This window comes from Nocardia sp. NPDC059228, assembly GCF_042754245.1.
Lineage (GTDB): Bacteria > Actinomycetota > Actinomycetes > Mycobacteriales > Mycobacteriaceae > Nocardia.
On record NZ_JBHZAL010000043.1, the window covers coordinates 1 to 17,208 of the forward strand.

At 66.8% G+C, this 17,208-nt stretch carries 39 protein-coding genes and 1 tRNA gene; 39 read left to right on the forward strand and 1 reads right to left on the reverse strand.

Annotated features, from left to right (window positions below; translation table 11 throughout):
- The coding region (locus ACFXKA_RS37315; RefSeq protein WP_379430975.1) for a hypothetical protein at positions 1-181 on the forward strand (181 nt) is incomplete at its 5' end.
- A gap of 392 nt (positions 182-573) precedes the next feature.
- Here ACFXKA_RS37315 and ACFXKA_RS37320 read toward each other — a convergent pair.
- On the reverse strand, positions 574-1,227 hold the full coding sequence (locus ACFXKA_RS37320) for a hypothetical protein (protein WP_379430976.1): 654 nt from the start codon (positions 1,225-1,227) through the stop codon (positions 574-576).
- A gap of 168 nt (positions 1,228-1,395) precedes the next feature.
- Here ACFXKA_RS37320 and ACFXKA_RS37325 point away from each other — a divergent pair, with 168 nt between their 5' ends.
- The 38 genes from ACFXKA_RS37325 to ACFXKA_RS37510 all read left to right on the forward strand — a co-directional run bounded on the left by ACFXKA_RS37325 (position 1,396) and on the right by ACFXKA_RS37510 (position 17,207).
- Positions 1,396-1,707, forward strand: coding sequence for an XRE family transcriptional regulator (locus ACFXKA_RS37325; protein WP_379430977.1), 312 nt, complete (start codon positions 1,396-1,398; stop codon positions 1,705-1,707).
- Positions 1,704-1,994, forward strand: coding sequence for a DNA-binding protein (locus tag ACFXKA_RS37330; protein WP_379430978.1), 291 nt, complete (start codon positions 1,704-1,706; stop codon positions 1,992-1,994). Before ACFXKA_RS37325 ends, ACFXKA_RS37330 begins: the two co-directional genes overlap by 4 nt.
- Before the next feature lie 249 nt (positions 1,995-2,243).
- Positions 2,244-2,423 (forward strand): hypothetical protein, encoded by a 180-nt coding sequence (locus tag ACFXKA_RS37335; protein WP_379430979.1) that lies wholly within the window; start codon positions 2,244-2,246, stop codon positions 2,421-2,423.
- A 106-nt stretch (positions 2,424-2,529) separates the two neighbouring features.
- Positions 2,530-3,012 carry a hypothetical protein gene (locus ACFXKA_RS37340; RefSeq protein ID WP_379430980.1) on the forward strand — a complete coding sequence of 161 codons (483 nt, stop codon included), beginning with the start codon at positions 2,530-2,532 and terminating at the stop codon, positions 3,010-3,012.
- Between the two features lie 97 nt (positions 3,013-3,109).
- Positions 3,110-3,331: a hypothetical protein gene (locus tag ACFXKA_RS37345; RefSeq protein WP_379430981.1), complete on the forward strand. Its 222-nt coding sequence runs from the start codon at positions 3,110-3,112 to the stop codon at positions 3,329-3,331.
- On the forward strand, positions 3,328-3,666 hold the full coding sequence (locus tag ACFXKA_RS37350; protein ID WP_379430982.1) for a hypothetical protein: 339 nt from the start codon (positions 3,328-3,330) through the stop codon (positions 3,664-3,666). The genes ACFXKA_RS37345 and ACFXKA_RS37350 overlap by 4 nt, the downstream gene beginning before the upstream one ends.
- 68 nt (positions 3,667-3,734) lie before the next feature.
- Positions 3,735-4,277, forward strand: a complete 543-nt coding sequence (locus ACFXKA_RS37355) for a hypothetical protein (RefSeq protein ID WP_379430983.1) — start codon at positions 3,735-3,737, stop codon at positions 4,275-4,277.
- Positions 4,274-4,462 carry a hypothetical protein gene (locus ACFXKA_RS37360; protein WP_379430984.1) on the forward strand — a complete coding sequence of 63 codons (189 nt, stop codon included), beginning with the start codon at positions 4,274-4,276 and terminating at the stop codon, positions 4,460-4,462. Before ACFXKA_RS37355 ends, ACFXKA_RS37360 begins: the two co-directional genes overlap by 4 nt.
- On the forward strand, positions 4,459-4,710 hold the full coding sequence (locus ACFXKA_RS37365) for a hypothetical protein (RefSeq protein WP_379430985.1): 252 nt from the start codon (positions 4,459-4,461) through the stop codon (positions 4,708-4,710). The genes ACFXKA_RS37360 and ACFXKA_RS37365 overlap by 4 nt, the downstream gene beginning before the upstream one ends.
- Positions 4,707-4,991, forward strand: a complete 285-nt coding sequence (locus ACFXKA_RS37370) for a hypothetical protein (protein WP_379430986.1) — start codon at positions 4,707-4,709, stop codon at positions 4,989-4,991. The genes ACFXKA_RS37365 and ACFXKA_RS37370 overlap by 4 nt, the downstream gene beginning before the upstream one ends.
- On the forward strand, positions 4,988-5,296 hold the full coding sequence (locus ACFXKA_RS37375; protein WP_379430987.1) for a hypothetical protein: 309 nt from the start codon (positions 4,988-4,990) through the stop codon (positions 5,294-5,296). The genes ACFXKA_RS37370 and ACFXKA_RS37375 overlap by 4 nt, the downstream gene beginning before the upstream one ends.
- A gap of 54 nt (positions 5,297-5,350) precedes the next feature.
- The gene (locus tag ACFXKA_RS37380; protein ID WP_379430988.1) at positions 5,351-5,686 is read left to right on the forward strand and encodes a hypothetical protein; all 336 of its coding nucleotides are present in this window, start codon (positions 5,351-5,353) and stop codon (positions 5,684-5,686) included.
- The gene (locus ACFXKA_RS37385) at positions 5,683-6,507 is read left to right on the forward strand and encodes a PD-(D/E)XK nuclease-like domain-containing protein (RefSeq protein ID WP_379430989.1); all 825 of its coding nucleotides are present in this window, start codon (positions 5,683-5,685) and stop codon (positions 6,505-6,507) included. The genes ACFXKA_RS37380 and ACFXKA_RS37385 overlap by 4 nt, the downstream gene beginning before the upstream one ends.
- Positions 6,504-7,715, forward strand: a complete 1,212-nt coding sequence (locus ACFXKA_RS37390) for a hypothetical protein (RefSeq protein WP_379430990.1) — start codon at positions 6,504-6,506, stop codon at positions 7,713-7,715. The genes ACFXKA_RS37385 and ACFXKA_RS37390 overlap by 4 nt, the downstream gene beginning before the upstream one ends.
- Entirely contained in the window at positions 7,712-8,095 is a 384-nt protein-coding gene (locus ACFXKA_RS37395) for a hypothetical protein (RefSeq protein WP_379430991.1), read from the forward strand. The genes ACFXKA_RS37390 and ACFXKA_RS37395 overlap by 4 nt, the downstream gene beginning before the upstream one ends.
- Positions 8,092-8,367 carry a hypothetical protein gene (locus ACFXKA_RS37400; protein WP_379430992.1) on the forward strand — a complete coding sequence of 92 codons (276 nt, stop codon included), beginning with the start codon at positions 8,092-8,094 and terminating at the stop codon, positions 8,365-8,367. Before ACFXKA_RS37395 ends, ACFXKA_RS37400 begins: the two co-directional genes overlap by 4 nt.
- The gene (locus ACFXKA_RS37405; RefSeq protein ID WP_379430993.1) at positions 8,364-8,639 is read left to right on the forward strand and encodes a hypothetical protein; all 276 of its coding nucleotides are present in this window, start codon (positions 8,364-8,366) and stop codon (positions 8,637-8,639) included. The genes ACFXKA_RS37400 and ACFXKA_RS37405 overlap by 4 nt, the downstream gene beginning before the upstream one ends.
- Positions 8,632-8,814: a DUF6011 domain-containing protein gene (locus tag ACFXKA_RS37410; RefSeq protein ID WP_379430994.1), complete on the forward strand. Its 183-nt coding sequence runs from the start codon at positions 8,632-8,634 to the stop codon at positions 8,812-8,814. The genes ACFXKA_RS37405 and ACFXKA_RS37410 overlap by 8 nt, the downstream gene beginning before the upstream one ends.
- On the forward strand, positions 8,814-9,944 hold the full coding sequence (locus tag ACFXKA_RS37415) for a hypothetical protein (protein ID WP_379430995.1): 1,131 nt from the start codon (positions 8,814-8,816) through the stop codon (positions 9,942-9,944). Before ACFXKA_RS37410 ends, ACFXKA_RS37415 begins: the two co-directional genes overlap by 1 nt.
- Entirely contained in the window at positions 9,937-10,200 is a 264-nt protein-coding gene (locus ACFXKA_RS37420; RefSeq protein ID WP_379430996.1) for a hypothetical protein, read from the forward strand. Before ACFXKA_RS37415 ends, ACFXKA_RS37420 begins: the two co-directional genes overlap by 8 nt.
- Entirely contained in the window at positions 10,190-10,345 is a 156-nt protein-coding gene (locus ACFXKA_RS37425) for a hypothetical protein (protein WP_379430997.1), read from the forward strand. The genes ACFXKA_RS37420 and ACFXKA_RS37425 overlap by 11 nt, the downstream gene beginning before the upstream one ends.
- The gene (locus ACFXKA_RS37430; protein WP_379430998.1) at positions 10,338-10,607 is read left to right on the forward strand and encodes a hypothetical protein; all 270 of its coding nucleotides are present in this window, start codon (positions 10,338-10,340) and stop codon (positions 10,605-10,607) included. The genes ACFXKA_RS37425 and ACFXKA_RS37430 overlap by 8 nt, the downstream gene beginning before the upstream one ends.
- Positions 10,600-10,902 (forward strand): glutaredoxin family protein, encoded by a 303-nt coding sequence (locus ACFXKA_RS37435; protein WP_379430999.1) that lies wholly within the window; start codon positions 10,600-10,602, stop codon positions 10,900-10,902. The genes ACFXKA_RS37430 and ACFXKA_RS37435 overlap by 8 nt, the downstream gene beginning before the upstream one ends.
- A complete protein-coding gene (locus ACFXKA_RS37440) occupies positions 10,895-11,485 on the forward strand; it encodes a hypothetical protein (protein WP_379431000.1) in 591 nt (196 codons plus the stop codon). The genes ACFXKA_RS37435 and ACFXKA_RS37440 overlap by 8 nt, the downstream gene beginning before the upstream one ends.
- Positions 11,478-11,669, forward strand: coding sequence for a hypothetical protein (locus ACFXKA_RS37445; RefSeq protein ID WP_379431001.1), 192 nt, complete (start codon positions 11,478-11,480; stop codon positions 11,667-11,669). The genes ACFXKA_RS37440 and ACFXKA_RS37445 overlap by 8 nt, the downstream gene beginning before the upstream one ends.
- Positions 11,659-11,952, forward strand: coding sequence for a hypothetical protein (locus ACFXKA_RS37450; protein ID WP_379431002.1), 294 nt, complete (start codon positions 11,659-11,661; stop codon positions 11,950-11,952). Before ACFXKA_RS37445 ends, ACFXKA_RS37450 begins: the two co-directional genes overlap by 11 nt.
- A gap of 214 nt (positions 11,953-12,166) precedes the next feature.
- On the forward strand, positions 12,167-12,727 hold the full coding sequence (locus tag ACFXKA_RS37455; protein WP_379431003.1) for a RusA family crossover junction endodeoxyribonuclease: 561 nt from the start codon (positions 12,167-12,169) through the stop codon (positions 12,725-12,727).
- Complete coding sequence (locus ACFXKA_RS37460) at positions 12,724-13,035, forward strand: hypothetical protein (RefSeq protein ID WP_379431004.1); 312 nt, start codon at positions 12,724-12,726, stop codon at positions 13,033-13,035. Before ACFXKA_RS37455 ends, ACFXKA_RS37460 begins: the two co-directional genes overlap by 4 nt.
- Entirely contained in the window at positions 13,032-13,250 is a 219-nt protein-coding gene (locus ACFXKA_RS37465) for a hypothetical protein (protein WP_379431005.1), read from the forward strand. Before ACFXKA_RS37460 ends, ACFXKA_RS37465 begins: the two co-directional genes overlap by 4 nt.
- Positions 13,251-13,342: 92 nt before the next feature.
- On the forward strand, positions 13,343-14,101 hold the full coding sequence (locus ACFXKA_RS37470) for a hypothetical protein (protein WP_379431006.1): 759 nt from the start codon (positions 13,343-13,345) through the stop codon (positions 14,099-14,101).
- Positions 14,098-14,400, forward strand: coding sequence for a hypothetical protein (locus ACFXKA_RS37475; RefSeq protein ID WP_379431007.1), 303 nt, complete (start codon positions 14,098-14,100; stop codon positions 14,398-14,400). Before ACFXKA_RS37470 ends, ACFXKA_RS37475 begins: the two co-directional genes overlap by 4 nt.
- The gene (locus ACFXKA_RS37480; protein ID WP_379431008.1) at positions 14,397-14,552 is read left to right on the forward strand and encodes a hypothetical protein; all 156 of its coding nucleotides are present in this window, start codon (positions 14,397-14,399) and stop codon (positions 14,550-14,552) included. The genes ACFXKA_RS37475 and ACFXKA_RS37480 overlap by 4 nt, the downstream gene beginning before the upstream one ends.
- The gene (locus tag ACFXKA_RS37485) at positions 14,549-14,812 is read left to right on the forward strand and encodes a hypothetical protein (protein ID WP_379431009.1); all 264 of its coding nucleotides are present in this window, start codon (positions 14,549-14,551) and stop codon (positions 14,810-14,812) included. Before ACFXKA_RS37480 ends, ACFXKA_RS37485 begins: the two co-directional genes overlap by 4 nt.
- Before the next feature lie 2 nt (positions 14,813-14,814).
- Positions 14,815-15,318 (forward strand): DUF6221 family protein, encoded by a 504-nt coding sequence (locus ACFXKA_RS37490; RefSeq protein ID WP_379431010.1) that lies wholly within the window; start codon positions 14,815-14,817, stop codon positions 15,316-15,318.
- Entirely contained in the window at positions 15,315-15,695 is a 381-nt protein-coding gene (locus ACFXKA_RS37495) for a hypothetical protein (RefSeq protein ID WP_379431011.1), read from the forward strand. The genes ACFXKA_RS37490 and ACFXKA_RS37495 overlap by 4 nt, the downstream gene beginning before the upstream one ends.
- Positions 15,696-15,843: 148 nt before the next feature.
- Positions 15,844-15,918: transfer RNA gene (locus tag ACFXKA_RS37500), tRNA-Met, on the forward strand.
- Positions 15,919-16,083: 165 nt separating this feature from the next.
- Positions 16,084-16,590 carry a hypothetical protein gene (locus ACFXKA_RS37505; protein WP_379431012.1) on the forward strand — a complete coding sequence of 169 codons (507 nt, stop codon included), beginning with the start codon at positions 16,084-16,086 and terminating at the stop codon, positions 16,588-16,590.
- The gene (locus ACFXKA_RS37510) at positions 16,590-17,207 is read left to right on the forward strand and encodes a hypothetical protein (protein ID WP_379431013.1); all 618 of its coding nucleotides are present in this window, start codon (positions 16,590-16,592) and stop codon (positions 17,205-17,207) included. The genes ACFXKA_RS37505 and ACFXKA_RS37510 overlap by 1 nt, the downstream gene beginning before the upstream one ends.
- Position 17,208 lies beyond the last annotated feature (1 nt).

The window sequence follows — 17,208 nt, forward strand, 5'->3', positions numbered from 1 at the left end:
CGTGTTGATGCCGTTGTTGATGCGGCCCAGGCCAGCTGCTCAAATAGAGCATCTGACCTGGGCCCATCCGGCGGAGGATAGGGGATTTGAACCCCACGCCATTCGCGTCTACCTGCGCCTAAACGACTCTGGAGTACTGCCGAGAACCGTCGCGAACTGGAACTTTATGCCGGGGTGTTGATGGCGTCAACGCCTCCGGGGAGCGTGCAATCGACTGTGCGGGTGGTTTTCGAGCCGCCGGGTCGCTAGCGCTCGTGCGCGTTTGCCGCAACCGCTACCGGTCGGTTTGGCGCTGCATGTCGGTTCATACCGACCGTGTGGCACGAAAGGTCAGCAACCGCCCAGCGGGACCTGTTCCCGCAGCTAACAACCCATAACCAAATCATCGAGATATCTTCCCGTTCACCCGAATTAGTCGTAATGTGCGATGCGTATTGGAAGGTTTGCGACGGTATCCAGCTGGGTACCGGGGTGGGTCGGAGGAGGCAACGATGGGGATATTGGGGAGCCATGCGATAGCGGGCGGTCATGCATGAACGTTCAGACCGCCTCCGACCCACTCCATTCGGATGGCTATGGCCTCATCTCCGGCGGCCGCGCAATGATCGTCGCGTCAGCTGAATCTGCGGAAGCGCTCGCGGTCAGCCTGCTTTGCTTGGCCAATCGGCTCAGCGCCTCGGCCAATTCGACGAGCTGGTTTTCCCCGCCCATCCATTCGGCGACTGCCTGACTGACGACGGCCACTGCTCGCTGCGCCGCTGCCGCCGTGCGCTGCACCGCCGGGTTCTCCGAGTCGAGTAGCGCACGCGACTGCACGTCGAGATCGGCAATCACCACAAGCAATTGATTAATGCGCTCCGGCGCCAATTGATCCGGCGCAAGGGGCACATGGATGCCGCCCAGAGGGTCGACCCAGTCTCGGCCCTGTGGGCGCTGCGGGCCTTGTGCGACCTCGCGCCCCGGCTGCGTCGGTTCGTCGGGGCTTCCCGCGGCTGCGGGCTCTTCGCCGCGAAGGATCGCCGCGGCCGATCCTGGTGCCCATTGCAGGCCGATATCCAGCTTTCGCAACGTGGCCGGCCGCACCTTGGACAGCGCGCCGGCTTCGAGCGCTGTTTGGGTGGTGTCGGAAGGTCCGCCAGCTTCGGCCACCTTTGCCTGCGAGAGGCCAAGTTCCAGCCGTCGCTGGTGGGCTAACTGCCCGAGCCTGGCGATGTTGCGATCCGTCATGCCCCTTAGTGTCTCCGAAAGTTTCGGCAAACCCAATACCCGCAGCTGTAATTACGTGTCAACGGCATCGCTGCTGGTCGGTTTGTCCCCAATGTTTGCCAAGTTGATCTAGAACACGCCCAAGCTTCGGATTGCGAACTTGGGGAACCTTGCCCTAAAGTTGCCGATGTGACCGAGCAAACCACCAAGGATGGCAAGGGACAAGCAAGTACGCGGGAGCGGAAAGCACCCCCGTACGTGTCACTTCGCGACGTGCGTGTCGCAGCAAAACTGACCCTCGACGACGTGCGCCGGCGACTCTGGCTGATTTCGGGCCGCGAGATCAGCAACGGCACCCTGTCGGCGGTCGAAACCGGCCAGCGCGGGGCCAGCCGTGAACTGCTCGCAGATATCGAAGCCGCCCTGAACCTTCCCGCCAGCTCCATTTCCACGACGTACCTGCCTCGCCGCAGGAGCGGACACGCTGGGAGCCGGGCATGAACGAGACGCGCACCTACACCCTCGCCGAAGTCGTCGAACGAGTCGACGTGCCCTCGGAACTGTGGCTGCGCCGCAGGCTGAACGCCGGAATCCTGCGCGGTCGCCGCGCCGGGCGCATCTGGAGCATGACCGAGAGCGACATCGCGTACCTCCTCGAGTACATGGCGCGCGGCCCGAAGGCAGCCGCTGCCGAACAGGTCGCGCCGACTCCCGCGCCGCCCGTCGTGAGCGTGGCCGCAGGACTGTCGGCCAAGAGCCGCAAGCGTCTCAGCGCCAAGTCCGCCTAACCCAGACTCCCGCACCGGTTCCCGTCGACGCCGCTGCGGGTCGCGCGCCCCGGAAGGGGATCGCCGAGGACTCCCCACCTCGCCCCTCCGGGCACGCACCAACCCGAAATCCCAACGCAGACAGGAGATCCCAATGGACCTGCTCGCCTGGATTCACTCACTGATTCACCCCACCCCCGCCCCCAAGCCGATTCCCGAGATCATCCTGCCCTTGCGCACCCCGATCGCTTCGCTGCCCTGGGGGCCCGCATGATCGTCGCCATCTTCGTTGCCTTGTGGGCGCTGTCCATGGTGACGCTGCCTGCACTGATCAACCTCGCGTGCTCGGAACCCGAGGCCGAACCCAGCCAGCTGCTGCGGCCGACCGTCTATGCGTGGGTGCGCGAGCAGCCGCGCTGGGTCGTGCCGATCGGAGCGTCGTCGCTGTGACCATCGAAATCCGAACCCTGCTGGTCACAGCCGTGATCACGATGCTCGTGGTGTTCACCCTGGGGTGGCTTGGCCTGGTGGTGATGCCGCGATGAACCGTCGCCTGATGCACTACCAGGCAGAACCGCTGACCTTCGACCGTTCGCGGGTCTACACGCAGCGCGACCGGGGGACGTTCACGAAGCCGGTCGGCTTCTGGGTGTCCGTCGAGGGCGACGGCGACTGGCCCGCGTGGTGCCGGAGCGAGGAGTTCGCAGTCGAGCGCCTCGCTGTAGCGCACGAGGTACGGCTGCGTACTTCGGCCAGCATTCGGACCATCACATCGGTCTCCGAGATCGACGGCTTCCACGACGAGTTCGCTGCGCCAACGGATTTCGATCGCCGCTTGGGGAACCACCGGGATCGGTGGGGCATCGACTGGCCGGCCGTTGTCCAGCGGTACGACGGCGTGATCATTGCCCAGTATCTGTGGGAGCGTCGCTACAACCTCGACTGGTACTACGGGTGGGACTGCGCGTCGGGGTGCATCTGGAACCTGGATGCGATCGAGTCCGTCAAGGCTCTTGATCCGGTGGTGATGCCGCGATGAGCCTGGACATCCTCCTGTTCATCACGGTGTGGACGCTGACTTTCGCCGCGCTCACCCCGTTGATCCGGCTCGCACTCGCGGGCGGCAGGCGGTCGCGATGAATCGTCCTCACCACGTCGATCGCGATGCCGCCCAACCCGATCGGGATACCGCCATCATGTTCGGCTGGCTGCTGCTGGCTCTCGCGATCATCCTGCTCACTGCCCTTGTGGGCGTCGAGATGACCCTCGGCGTCGGCTGGCTGTCCGTCGCGGTCGTCGTGCTGGCCGTGGTCGCCTTCGTGGTCGCCATCGTCATGATCGGGGGTCGCGACCTGTGAGCATGAAACACCGCGCCGGGCAGGCGATCGACGCCTTCATGCACGTCACCTGGCCATGGTTCACCGCCCTGGTCGGCAACTGGGTGCTGTACGCGACCGGCTGGATCGGCGTGGCGCAGCTGCTCGCCGTGGTCGTCATCGTGCTCGGCGTCTGCGGGGTTATCGCGATCGGAATCGGGATCTGGCTCGCCACCGCGCTGCTCTCTGATTTCCGCGCCCGGCGAGCTGATCTGCGCCGCGCGGCTCGCGCCCGTCATCCGTCCTCCGGCCGCTGGATCAGGAAGCCCAGCGCGACTGATGGATTCGCCGTGCTGGGCGACCTGCCAAATCCCTGAAACCACCGCGCCCCGTCGAGCTTCTACCTCGACGGGGCGCATTCCAGAGACGAAAGGAATGCTACGCCATGTCCGATCAACACCCCATCCACACCGAGCCTTCACCGCTCGCGGGCGAGACCGTCCTGATGAACTTCGGTAACGGGCCGATCGAGGTCCATATCGAGGACTGGTGGGACCGCGTATACGGCCACTCGTGGATGGTCGCGGACGCCAGCCTCGCCGCTCGCGGTTACGCCATTCGCGCCGGACTCGCCCGGCTGCCACTGGACAACGAGGTCCTGTTCGGCCACATTGCCGGACTCGGGAACCTCATCCACATCAGCGAGATCACCACCGCTGAGGCGGTCCTCCCGGTGAGCCGCAAGTTGAACTGGGCCGCGCGCGAAACCCTGCGCGCAGCTGGCGTCAGCATCGCTGAATGGCGCACACGCTACGGCATCGGCGACACCTGGACCGGCGATGCCTGTGGCTGCCCTGATGACCGGTGTATCGGGTTCCACCACGAACGCCCCGACGACTGCGGGTGCCTGCCCGCATTGCTGAACGCCCCGCACTGGGCAGGTAAGTCGGAGAACGAGCCGGGAACGCCCAAGGGCGGTGCCCAGTGAGCGCACCACATCCCGCTGTCGATACCGCGATCAAGGAACTCGCAGAGCACGCGCTGCAGGACGGCACCGAACTGCGCACGTCTGTCCTCGATTTCGCTGACGTGCTGGCCGCAACAGACGGGGCCGGGCTCACGCACGCAGAAATCGCCGGCCGCCTCCGCAACCTTGCGAGGGGGCAGTGGTGACCAGTCCCGAAACGGTCAACGAGCAGACGGTCGAGCAGCTGCGCCACGAGAACGCCCGGCTGCGCGCACAACTCGACGTCGCCAAGGCGCAGATCGCGATCCTCGACACGGTCGGCACCCGCTTCCAGGCGACGAACACCGAACTCCTGAAACAGGTCTCCAGGCTCAAGGCGTGGATCTCCAAGCTGACCAAACAGCGGAACGAGCTGCGCGACACCTCGGCGAACGCGAACGGCGGTGCGCGATGACCGAGCCTCAGAACCTCGACGAGCTGGTCGACGAGAACGTGCGGTTGCGTGGCGAGCTCGACGCCGCGGCGGAGAAGGCCGACCTCGCCGCGCGCACGATCGCGCATCTCGAGGACAAGGTCCGCGGTCTCGAGAAGACGGTCCGCGGCTGCCGCACGCAGATCGCCAACGTCACGGATCAGCGAAACGAGCTGCGCGACAAGCTGTTCAGCCTGACTCTCGCCGAGGTCAATGCCAATCGCGATCGCAGGGCGGCGAACATGAGCCGGAGTGCGCGATGACCGAGCCCGAGGACCTGATTCGCGACGCCGTCGAATGCGAGCGGTGCAGCGGTGCCGGCGAGCTGGATCGCGGCCGCACCTGCCCGGACTGCGACGGCGACGGCCTCATCGGGGATGACCCGTGGGCCGACGAGGCGCACCCCGAGGCAGCCGAGTTGACCGCCGCCCAACGCGCCGAGGCGCATGCGTGGGATTGCGATGCGGCGGATGCATATCTGGCGGCCGAGGACGACGGCGAGGACCGGCCCGAGGACCCGGACCGCGAGCGCGACAACGACATCGCCGACAAGACGGGGGCGTTCTGAATGCCGAAGGGTGCCCCTATCGATATCGGATCCGTTCGGGACGCTGTCCCTCCGGTGAAGGAGCTCACCGAGTCCCAGCGCGCAGCCGCTCGGCGCACCCTGGCCCGGAACGCGGTCAACGCCGACGAATTGCGGATGTTCCTGGAGATGTGCGGCCTCGTTCCGGGGCAGCCGAGCCAGCCGCGGCCCGACCGCGGCGGGGCGTTGGTCAGCGCCGACAAGGTCAGCGCCCACATCGACCGATTGCGGGATGCCGGCTGGAGCCTCATCGACATCGCGGACAGGTCCGGCGTCTCCTACCCGACCGTCGGGAACCTGGCCACGAAGTCGCAGAGGCAGACCATCAAGTCGACGGCCGACGCGATTCTCGCGTTGGAAGTGGACGAATGACGGCCCCGACCGTGCCCGGTGTGTATGCCGACGTGCCCGAGAAGGTCTATCACGGTGACCGGAACACGCTGTCGTCGAGCGGTGCCCGTCGCCTGCTCGACATCGCCCCGGCTGAATGGCTGTACGAGCAAGACCACCCGGAAACCCGCGAGCCCACTCCCGAAATGGAGATGGGCACCGCTGTGCACGATCTCGTCCTCGAGGACGGCAAGCGCATCGTCGAAGTGAAGGCGTCGGACTGGAAGAAACCGGCCGACCAGAAGCGGCGCAAAGCGATTCGGGCCCGCGGCGGCGTGCCGCTGCTGTCCCGGCAGATCGCGGTCGCCGAGGCGATGGCCGAGGCCGTCCTCAACCACCCGGAGGCGGGACCGATCTTCGCCGAGGGCCTGCCCGAACTCAGCGCATACAGCCGTGACCCGATCACGGGCGTGATGATGCGCGCCCGCACCGACTGGCTGCACAAACGGACGGCGGCGGACCTCAAGACCTGCGAGTCGTCGAGCCCGCGCGACTTCGAACACGAGGCTCGTCGATTCGGCTACCACGTCCAACAGCCCTGGTACGAGCAGACATTCGACGAGGCCGGCCTGCCGCTCGATGACTTCGTATTCGTCGCCGTAGCCAAGCGCCCGCCCTACCTGGTCGCCGTGCACGAGCTCAAACCGCGAGTCGTCGACCTCGGCCGCGACACCGCCCGCCGCGCCCTCGAGAAATACGCGCGCTACATCGACACCGACCAGCGGCCGGACCTCGGCCACGGCCCCGGCCGCCATCAAATCGACTTTCCCGATTGGGAATTCAAGAAGGAGCAGTACAGGTGACCACCGCAATTGCTATCCCTGAACCCGTCGAGGCGACCCTCGTGGCTGTCTCGCCGGACCCGTTCGCCACCCTCACCCGCTACCTCAAGGCGATGGCCGACGCGCGGGAGTTCGCCGATGTCGTGTGCATGACGCCGATGGTCCCGAAGTTCTACCAGGGCAACCCGAAAGCGGCGACGGTCGCGATCCTGCATGGGGCCGAACTGGGCTTTCATCCGCTGCAATCGCTGCAGCAGATCTTCGTCGTGCACGGCATGCCCGCGATCTATGCCCGGGCCATGGTCGCGCTGCTCAAGAACCGCGGATTCCGATTCGACACGATCGAAACGGGCCCTGACCGCGTCGTATTCCAGGGCTGGTCTCCCAATGGCAAAGAGTCCGAGATCAGCACGTGGACGATCGAGCGCGCCCACCAGGCGGGCTACATCCCCAAGATCGACCCCGGCACCGGGGTCTACGCCGTGAACAAGAACGGCAACCTGATCGGGAACGAGAAGTACATCACCGAGCCCGAGAACATGCTGTGGGCCAAGGCCGCCGCCGAGGTGTGCCGGCGCCTCGCGCCCGACGTGCTGCTCGGCATCCCGCGCACCGTCGAGGACATCGAGTCCGAGCCCGAGCCGGTACGTGTGCAGTCCGAGCGCGTCTCGGCCGCCGAGATGGTGCTCGCTTCGGCGCCCGCGCCGGTGGATCCCGCGGTTGTGATCGAGACGTGGAAAACGGCGACCGAGGCCCCCTCAAATCCGGGCGCGAAACCAGACACTGTGCAGGTCACGGACTCGGCTAAGGCCTCTACCGAGAGCGATCCGCCGATGACCAAGATCCAACAGCGGAAACTCGGCCGCCTGTACGGCGAGCGCGGCATCTGCGACGACGCCGAAATCCTCTCCCGCATCGCCAAGTTCCTCGGCCGCCCGGTCGCCGCCCCGGGCGACGTGACACGCGATGAGGCAATCCGGTTGCTCGCCCGCCTCGAGGAGAACCTGGTGATGCCCGAAGAGCTGGAGACGATCCGCGAGATCATGGCCGAGCTCAAGGTCACCGACGAGGCCCAGCAGCGCGACTTCGCATCGATGATCCTGCAAAAGCCGGTCCAGGACCTGAGCGACCTCACCACGACCGAGGCCGACACCCTCATCACCGCGCTCGCCGACACCCTCGCCGGCGAGCAGGCGCAGGCCGCGGCCGAAGGCAGTGCCCCGCAGTGACCATCAACCCGCCGCCGCACATCGCCCGGCCCTCAACCGATCTCGTCGGCCCGATGGTCTGGTTCCGTGGCCAGCCCGTCGCGGTGACGAGCTCGCCGCCGCGCGACACCACCGACCCGCGGTACAACGCCTGCACCGAGCATCGTCTGGCCTGCGACTGCCGCGAGGCCGAGCTGTCCGAGGGCCTGGCCGAGCACAGGATCGACCGATTCGCCCTGCGCGAGCAGCTCGAAGTCGCGCTCATCGACCACCCAACAGTCGTACTCGTCGACGGCATCGACCGCGCCGACCTGCATTGCCGCTGCCAGGGCTGCGAATTCGCCCGCTCGATCTCCCTCGTCCCCTTCAAGAACACCCGCTATCTCAGGAGCCTGTTGTGAGCATCGACGTGTATACCGAGGCTGCGCGCCTGATCCAGCTCGGACATGACCGCGACCTCACAAACGTCGAGGCGGCCGGGATCGGCGCGCTTGCAGGAGCTTCCGCCCAGCTGGCCTCGGCTGTCCAGGCCGCCCGCATTGCCGACGCTCTGGAGCTCGCCGCCGTCATCAACGCCACCGTGACCGGTGTCGGGTACGAGCCGGGCCCGGACCGCGACGCCGCCCGCGCCTGGATCCGGGACCAGATTCACGAGATCGTTTCGCGCACATGAGCGGCGACAGCAATGTCGTGGCAGGGCCGTGGCCCGGCAGCAGCCGGGCCGCGGCCCCCGCGCGTACAGCGAAACCGCTGGCGAAGCGCCCGATCCCGCACCGGTACCGCGTCGGCAAGCACGGCCCGGTCCAGCTCATGGATTGCAGCGAATGCCATACCCCCTGGCATCCCGACGTCGAGGTGCCCCGAGATCGGCTGTGCACCACGTGCCGAGGCGACGCCGACAGCGCGACGCCCGGCCTGTTCCAGCTGGATGGCCGCGATGGATGACCTTCCAGAGGGCACACGCCTGGCCGTGCAGTGCATCCGGTGCGGCGGCTGGCTCGTCTCCGCCGAGTCGGTCACCGCGCGCCTCGGCCCGGTCTGCGCCCGCCACAGTCGCGCCGACGCCCGGCGCGCTGCGACCGAAATTCCCCTGTTCGATCTACCTCAGGAGGCCTACTGATGGCCAACAGCCAGGGTGTCCTCAAGGAATCGATTTGGCGTGACCGCGATTTCAAGTCCTTGCCGCGCACCGCTCAGGCGACCTACGCCCAGTTGCTGAGCCAGAAGGAACTCGACCGCGCCGGCGTGCAGCCGCTGATGGCGTCGAAGTGGGCCAAGGGATGCGACGACGTCTCCGAGGACGACATGTGGCGCGATCTCGATGCCCTCCAGAAGCACCGATTCATCTTCTACGACACCGAGACCGACGAGCTGTTCATCCGGTCGTACATGCGCACCTGCGAGGTCGTCCGGTATCCGAACATCCTCAAGAACGCGCTGCGGTGCGCCGGCCTGGTGGGCTCTGAGCTGATCCGGCATGAGCTCGCCAAGGAGCTTCGGCGGCTGGGCCGCGCGGAGGCGTCGCGGGTCGCGGACGAGATCGATCCTGAAGGGTTCGAGAACCCTTCCGAAACCGTTCCCGAACCGACAGAAACGGTTTCGGAAGGGTTTCAAGACGGTTCGGAAACCGTTCCCGAACGGTTGAAGGGTTTCGAAACCCCTCCGGAACCCCCGGGTATGGGAACGGGTACGGGTATAGGTTCTGTTAGTTCTCTGGTCACTTTGGGAGGGGGGAGCGCGGATTCGCCCGCGCCGACCGACAACCCCCCGAAGCCGCGCAACGACCCCCCACCCCCCGCACACCATCCCGAGCACCCGGACTTCTGGGCCCCCGACTGCGCCGAGTGCACCGCGCTGCTCGATCAGCGAATCGACTTCCGGCACAACCACGTCACCGAGGCCGAGCCGCCGTCGCCGTACTGCGACCGGCACCCGGAAGGCACAACCGATCCGTGCGGGAAGTGCGGCGACCGCCGCCGCCAGCGCGAGGTCTTCGATGCCGAGCTCGCCGCCGCTGTAGCGGCCAAACGCACCGCCGAAGCGAAGCGCGCCGCTGATGTCCGCGCCCAGGCCATCGCCAACTGCACGCTGTGCGACGCCGACGGCTACCGCGGAACCGCCCTGTGCGACCACGACCCCGGCACCGCCGACCGGGCCCGCCGCGGCATGGCCGCCATCCGCGCGGCGATGGCCGGCCGCCCCACCGAGCACACGCCCGACGTCCACGCCGAGGAGACCGCAGATGTCTGACCAGGAACCGGCCGACCCGTTCGACGCCATCGCCGCCAAGCTCCAGGCCGACCGCGAGGCGGAAGTGGCGCGTTTCGCCGAGATGTTCATCGCCCCGGCCGTGTGCACGGTCTGCGGCGCGAACGTCGCAATTCCGTCGCAGCACAAGAAGTTTCACGACGACCTCACGGCGGCGTTCGACACCCACAGCCAGAACGTCCAGAAGATCTGCGACTGGCTGGCCAAGCACGCGGCGGCGGATCCCGATGCGTCGTGACCGCACCGGCGACGAGGTCGACGAGGAGCCCGTCGAGCACGTATGCGACGACGGCTGGGTCGACCGCGACGCCGACAACCCGCAGCCCTGCCTGAAGTGCAAGAAACACCTGCGCCCGAAATTCGAACGGAGACACCATGCCTGAGCTCTTCGAGCTGGCGATCGACTACACCGTCGACCCCGAAGCGCCCACTGCCGTCGAGCAGCTCGAGGCGCTGCCGCCTCTGACCATCGTTGTTGACCGCGACGGCGACGTCTGGCAGCGGCGCGGCGAGGTGTGGTGCAGCTACGAAACCGCGCCCTGCACCTCGTCTCGCCTCCTGAAGTACAAGCCGGTCGCTGTCGTGCGCGTGCAGCTTCGCCCCGTCGCCCAGCGCCCCGCAATCGAGGAAGCCCGCAATGCCTGAGCAGATCCATCCCGACGCCCCGAACGTCACCCTGTACAGCAAGCCGAACTGCGGCCAGTGCGTTGCGACGGCGAAAGCTCTTACGGCGCGCGGCGTCCCGTTCGTCAAGCTCGACGTGGCGGCCGACGAGAACGCCGCCAATCGGGTGCGTGATCTCGGCTACCAGTCGCTGCCCGTCATCGTCGCGGGCGACATGCACTGGTCCGGGTTCCAACTCACCAAGATCGATCAGCTCGCCGCCGCGCTCGGGAACTGGACTCCGAGCGCACCTGTGGAGGAGGCCGACCGTGGCTGACCGAGACTCCATCGCCGAGCCGGACTGGACGACCGTCCGGAGAGTCGAGGACGAGACCGGAAGTCACGTCGAACCGCCGTTCGACGAGATGTGGCCCGACCTGTGGAAGTTGCGCTGGCTCGCCGCTTCCGTCGGCGCAGCCATCGGCACCGAGATCCACGTTGGCGAAGACACGAAGCACGGTGGGCCCTACCGGTTCGGAATCAGCTACCGGTACAGCGACATCGACGGCACCCCCGTGGGCGTCGGCACCTCGCAGAGCCGGAGCGTCGACGGGATGTGGACGTACCTCACCGGCATGGAATCGGGACACCGGATCGCCGCCGGCCGCATCGCCGAGCTGGAGCGGCAGAGCGGCCACAGCGTCATCGAGACCCGCGAGGAACTCGACACCCTCGACTGGCCGTGCCTCGTCCGGGAGATCACACCCGAGGACGAGCTCGAGTTCTACCCGCAGATCTGGGAAAGAGCATTCCAGACGGACGGCTGGAACCGAGCTGGCCAGATGTTCGACGAACAGGACTGCACCCCAAGGCTTCCCGTCGAGGTGCTGCCAGAGCCCAAGGAGGCCAGCCGTGGCTGAGCCGACCGGCGTGTGGGTGGTCACGGACCACTACTGGCCTGCCGACGGGCTGAGTGAGGTGACCCCGTACCCGGACGAGATCGAGGCGATGCGCGCAGCGAACGCGGACCAGTTCCGCCGGGCATGGTTCGTGCCGTTCGGCAAAGACATCCGAGACGTGATGAGGGAGCCCAATGCCCAGTGATAACAGCGGCCAGCCGCTTGTAAATGTGGCCGATTCCGAAATCCCTGACTCGAAACGAGATCTCGTCGCCGAGGCATACCTCGCGGGCAGCGTCGACGTCGTTGTCCGCCAGTCCTTCGACTACGTCTTCGCTGCGTTCGGCGTGACGGCGTCGGAAGAGATGCTCGCCGCGTTGGATGAGCTCGACCCAACCGCCGGCGCGCCCATCAGTGAAATGTGCGCGGACCCGGCCGTGATCGAGGGCGTCCAGAAACGCCTGCGCGCGTGGGGACTGAGCGAATGAGCAGGGGGCAGAAACCGCGCATGCCTGGGCACTTCCCGCGTATGAAGCCTCGCGCATGGGGCCGCGAGATGGTCCTGGTCCCGATCCCGTCAGGCCAGATGGACGGAATTCTGCTCTGGCAGGTGCGAGCGCGTCATGCGAAACGCGCGCTGCGCCAGGCATGGCCTGGCGGGAGGCCGCTCCCGTTCCCAACTCTGTGGCTCGGAGGTGTTCAGTGACCCAGCCACGAGCCAGCGCCAAGATCGAGTGCCTGAAGTCCACACGCGCCGACGGCAAGCACGCCTGGAAGTTCGACGGCGACAACCCGATCGTCGTCTGCGAGTTCTGCGAAGCAAAGCGCGATGCGATCAGCGGCTGGGAGATCCCCCGCGCCATCCCACCGCTGTTTGTGCCCGGTGATGCCGCGCCGCAAGGCAGCAAGCGACACGTCGGCGGCGGCCGCATGGTCGAGTCATCGAATTCGGTTGGGCCGTGGCGCGAACGCATCGCGCTGGCCGCGTACGGGCACGGCTGGACACCGGGCACGGGCCCTGTCGCCGTCTATCTCCTGTTTGTGCGGCCGCGTCCGTTAAGCACGCCCAAGTCCCGCCGGCCACCAGCCACCAAGAAGCCGGATCTCGACAAGCTCTCGCGCGCGGTGCTCGACGCGCTGACCGGCATCGCGTACGCCGATGACGCGCAAGTCGTCGACCTGCACGCCCGTAAGCGACTGGCCGCCCTCGGCGAGACGCCGGGCGTACGCATCACAGTCACACCGATCGTGGAGGCCGAATGATCGAATTCCGCATACCCGAACCGGATCCGATCGAGGCCGCGGTCGTCGAATGGGTCAAGTCCGCGGACCTGTACCGCGACGGCGAGCTGGTGCGCGAGGGCGTGAACCTGCTCGGCAGCAACGAGGTTGCCGCGAAGGCGTGGGGAAGCGTCCTCGCCTCGCGGCTACGCGAGCCGATCGACCGCGACGGCCTGGCCGAGTTTCTGCTCAGCCGCGAAGCCGCGCAGCATGTTCGGGCGTACTCGAGCGCGCCGCTCATCGCCGAGGGAATCCTCGTCATGCTCAAGACGAAAGGGCTGCTGCCGTGACCAAACCGAACCTGCCCGCCATCGCCGAACAGGGCGCGGAGAGCATTCGCAAGCTCGCGCGGATCCGCGACATGCTGCCGCCGAAAGCCCAGTTCGAAATGCTGTTCGGCATCCTCGTGGCGCTGCGCGACAACCTGTACTCCGGCATGCACATCCTGCGGCGCGCCGACGGGAGTCTCGTCATCACCGTCACGCCACCGCCGGAGGGCGAATGAGCTCGGTCTGCCGGAATCGCAAGTGCGGGCGGCCGTGCGCCGAATTCCTGTGCAGCGACTGCATCGCCGAGCTCGCCGATGCGCTCGACGGCGTGCCGTGGCTGCTGGAACAGCTCGCCGTGACCGAGCTGCGGCAGGACCGCGTATCGCGCGGCCTGCGCACCGGATCGCGCCCGGAACAGCCGCTGCCGTTCGATCCGGACGTCGCGGCTATCCGCGTCGAGCTCGACAATGCGGTGACCGGGTGGGCGCGGCACATCGCCGAAACGCGTGGCGTGCCAGGGCCGTCCGGATCCGCGGCCGACGCCGCGCAGTGGATGGGCGTGCACGTGATGGCGGTGCGCCTCGACGAGGCGGCCGGCGAAATCCACCGCGAGATCACCCGACTCGCCGAGGTCGCGCTCGTGGCGATCAACCCGCCGCCGATGCCCGAATTCCGTGGCCCATGCCCGACGCTGGTACGAATCAGCGAGCACGTCAAACCGATCGAGTGCGGCGAAATGCTGTACATCGACGACGCAGCCTCGACGGTCTACTCGTCGAACACCAGCGGCGGTGATGTCGACGTCGCAACGTTCATCACCTGCCCGCGCTGCAACGTGAGGCACGACGTCGCCAAGCTCGAACAGCACCTGCTCGCGACGCTCGGCAAGAAGATGTTCGAGCTGCCCGACCTGCTGCGCGTGCTGCGCGAGCTCGGCCAGCCCATCCCGCGCGGCACTGTCGTCTCGTGGATCTCGCGCGGTCAGCTGAAGCCGCGCCGCCACGAAGGTGATCGGCCGCTGTATCGGCTCGACGACGTGCGGCGACTGCGTACGCTGACCACACACCCGAAAGGATCGACGGCATGAGCCGGACCGGCAAGACGGGCACCGAAGGGCAGCCGTGGATCGAGCTGGAGAAGCCCAAGCCTGCGAAAGTCGACGACCGATACCGCTATTGGGGTGATGCACCGCCGGAAGTATCGGCGCGATGCCGGTATTGGGCGCGGCAGATCCAGCGAGGCTGGCTGCCCAACCGGCGCATCTCCGCTGAGTGCTCTGATTGCTCGGCGGCCTGGTTCGGGGTCTACATCTGGGAGTACCTGCACGTGTTGTACCCGCTTATCGTCGACCGGCACCAGCGAATCCGAGGAGGATCGACGGCATGAGCGATTCGCCCGAAGTCGAGTCGATCGTCCCGAACAAGATGTCGGAGATCTGCGTCATCTGCGCCGACTGGGCTTACCCGACGTGGACTGTCACCTGGGTGGGCGGCCACCAGGAGATCCGGTGCGGCATACACGGAGGCGGAAACCCATGAGCGACGAGCGGAGGGCCGTCTACGGCATCCGCCCGCACCGCCCGATGACCGAAGCGGAAGCGGCGCAGGCGAAGCGGCTGGCCGAACTGCCCGTGCCGCAGGAGCAGATCGACCAAATCGTGCAGGAACTCGGCGACAAGCCCAAGGCAGCGCGGCCCATGGCCATCGCGGTATCCATCGAGGAGCAGCAGCACCAGGACGACATGCGGGCGAGGTCGGTTCAGCTCGCATACGAACGTGGACACCTGCGGAGGAATTGAGCGTGCAGAGAATCGAGAAGTTCATCGAGGCCCGGCTCGTCGAGGATGAGACTATCGCGCGGACAGCCGGCGAAGGCATCCATGCGAGATGGGCATACGACGGCGATGACACGCTGAGCGCAACCGGCGGCGAGGTCTACTGCCCCGATGCGCCGCGCGATGGCGTGTACTACGAGAACGTCACACGCGGCGACGAGGAAGGCACCGTGCCGGGCGTCCAGGCCGAGAGTGGTCACCACATCGCCCGTCACGACCCGGCGCGCGTGCTGCGGCAGTGCGCGGCGCTGCGGGCGATCGCCGGGCGTCACGAGGCCAAGAACTGGGAGTGGTACGAAGATTCCCGGTGCCTGCGGATGGTGTCGGGGGTCATATGCGAAGAGTGCTCGGGCGACATTGGCGACGTGCTGTGGCCGTGTGATGAGATCCGGGCACTCGCCGCCATCTGGTTCGATCACCCCGACTACCAGCAGGAGTGGGCCACCGATCAAGGAGAATCGAAACCATGAGCAACCAGCCCTCCATGGCGGTCGTCAACGGCACCGTCACATTCAACGACGGCCACGGCAACACCTTCACAGCCCACGGTGTGGAAGTCGACGAGGGAAGCGCGGTCAGCGCCGAGATAGCGCAGGATGGCGTCTGGTTCGTCGTCGAGCGGGACGGCGAGAGGCAGCGGTATCCGCTGCGGCGAGACGGCGAACCACACTTCACCGAAATGCAGGCGATGCAAATTCCATCCAATCCGTTCTTCATCGATCCGACGGCGGGAGTGGAGATCGTGCGCGAGCGGTCCGAGCCGCCGCTCAAGTCTCGCGGCCGGTCGTCGACCGCCGACATTCGAGAATCGGCGCTCGATGCCACCGAGGGAGGATCGGAAGCATGACCGAGACCGGATAACCCCTGGCAGATCGCATGACGTGACAAGATCGCTTCGGCGTGCAACACTTTTCTGCAGTGGGACAGTTGTCCCCAAGGCCCGATCCGACGCACGCGGACCGGGCCTTTTTCATGCCCGGAATCGCCGGGCGCGCAGCAGGGTAGAGCAGTTCGGTCAGCTCGCTGGGCTCATAACTCAGAGGTCGCGTGTTCAAATCACGCCCCTGCCACGACCATTGGTCACCAATCGCCCGAACCAATCTGTCACGGTTCGGGTTCCGTCGTATTAGGAGCAAACCATGCCGCTCTCGACTCTTTCCGCCGACTTTGCCCTCGTCCCGTGGTCGCTGCTCGGCCGCATCGCCCTGGCCATCCTCGGCGTGCTCGTCTGACCGATGGCCACGGATTCCGCAACCGTCGAGGTCCACGCCGTTGTGTTGACGACCCAGCAGGCCCGCGACTTGATCGCGGAAGCCGTGGACGAAGGCGTACGCCGGGCGCTCACCGAGTCTGTCGCTGAAGAACCTCGGTCGATGCCGACGATCATCGACCGGGCTCTCGCCGATATGCGGGCAGGGCTGCGGGTGCTGATCGTCGCCCCGAGCGACGACGCCATCACCACGCTGCTCACTGAGGCCATGGAGCAGCTGCGCGAAGGCGAGCGCGCCCAGAGGTCGCATCAGACCCCTCTCGTCTTCGCGCGGCCTGCCCGGAGATCCGATCAGGACGCAACTCTCAGTGGCTCGGATGGTGGATGGATCAGGTTCTGCCGGTACATGAACCGCGCTGCCGCCCGAGGCTTCACCGTCGACCGCATATATGTCGACCATGCCGAGCTATGGGATCGTCTCGCGCCCACCATGACCGGCTCGATTGACGGCCCCGTCATCACCCACTGCTGATGTCCCGGCACCGTTTCATCCTCGACCAGTTCGAGGCATTCCTGACCGGCGGCAACGTGGCCGCCATCCATGACGGCCCGATCCCGATCTGGGCCGGATTCATCATCGAGCAGAACGCTCGGATTCTGGAGATCCTCATGACCGACATCGAGACTCAGCTCAAGGCCGACATCGCCTCGCTGATCGATTCCAACACCGCGCTCGTCAACTTCGAGACCCAGCAGGTAGCCCAGATCGCTGACCTGCAGGGCCAGATTGCCGCGCTCAAGACCCAGGTCGCCAACGGTGCGGCCCCGAGCGCCGACACCCTGGCCGCGCTGGACGCCATCACCCAGCAGATCGCCGGCACAGCCGCGCAGGCCCACGCCACCGCTTCGGCCAGCGCCACCTCGCCCGCGCCGGCCACCCCGGTCGTCGAGCCGCAGGCACCGGTGACCTCGCAGCCCATCGAGACCGTGCCGCCGACCGACCCGACCGCCGTGACCGCGCCCGTGGTCCCGGTGCAGGTCCCGGTCACCAGCGACAGCGGCAAGGTGTCGGGTGCTGACGCTGCGCCCACCACGAGCGACAGCGGCGCGGTGACGGACGCGCCGTCGTCGGGTACTGCGAGCGAGTAGC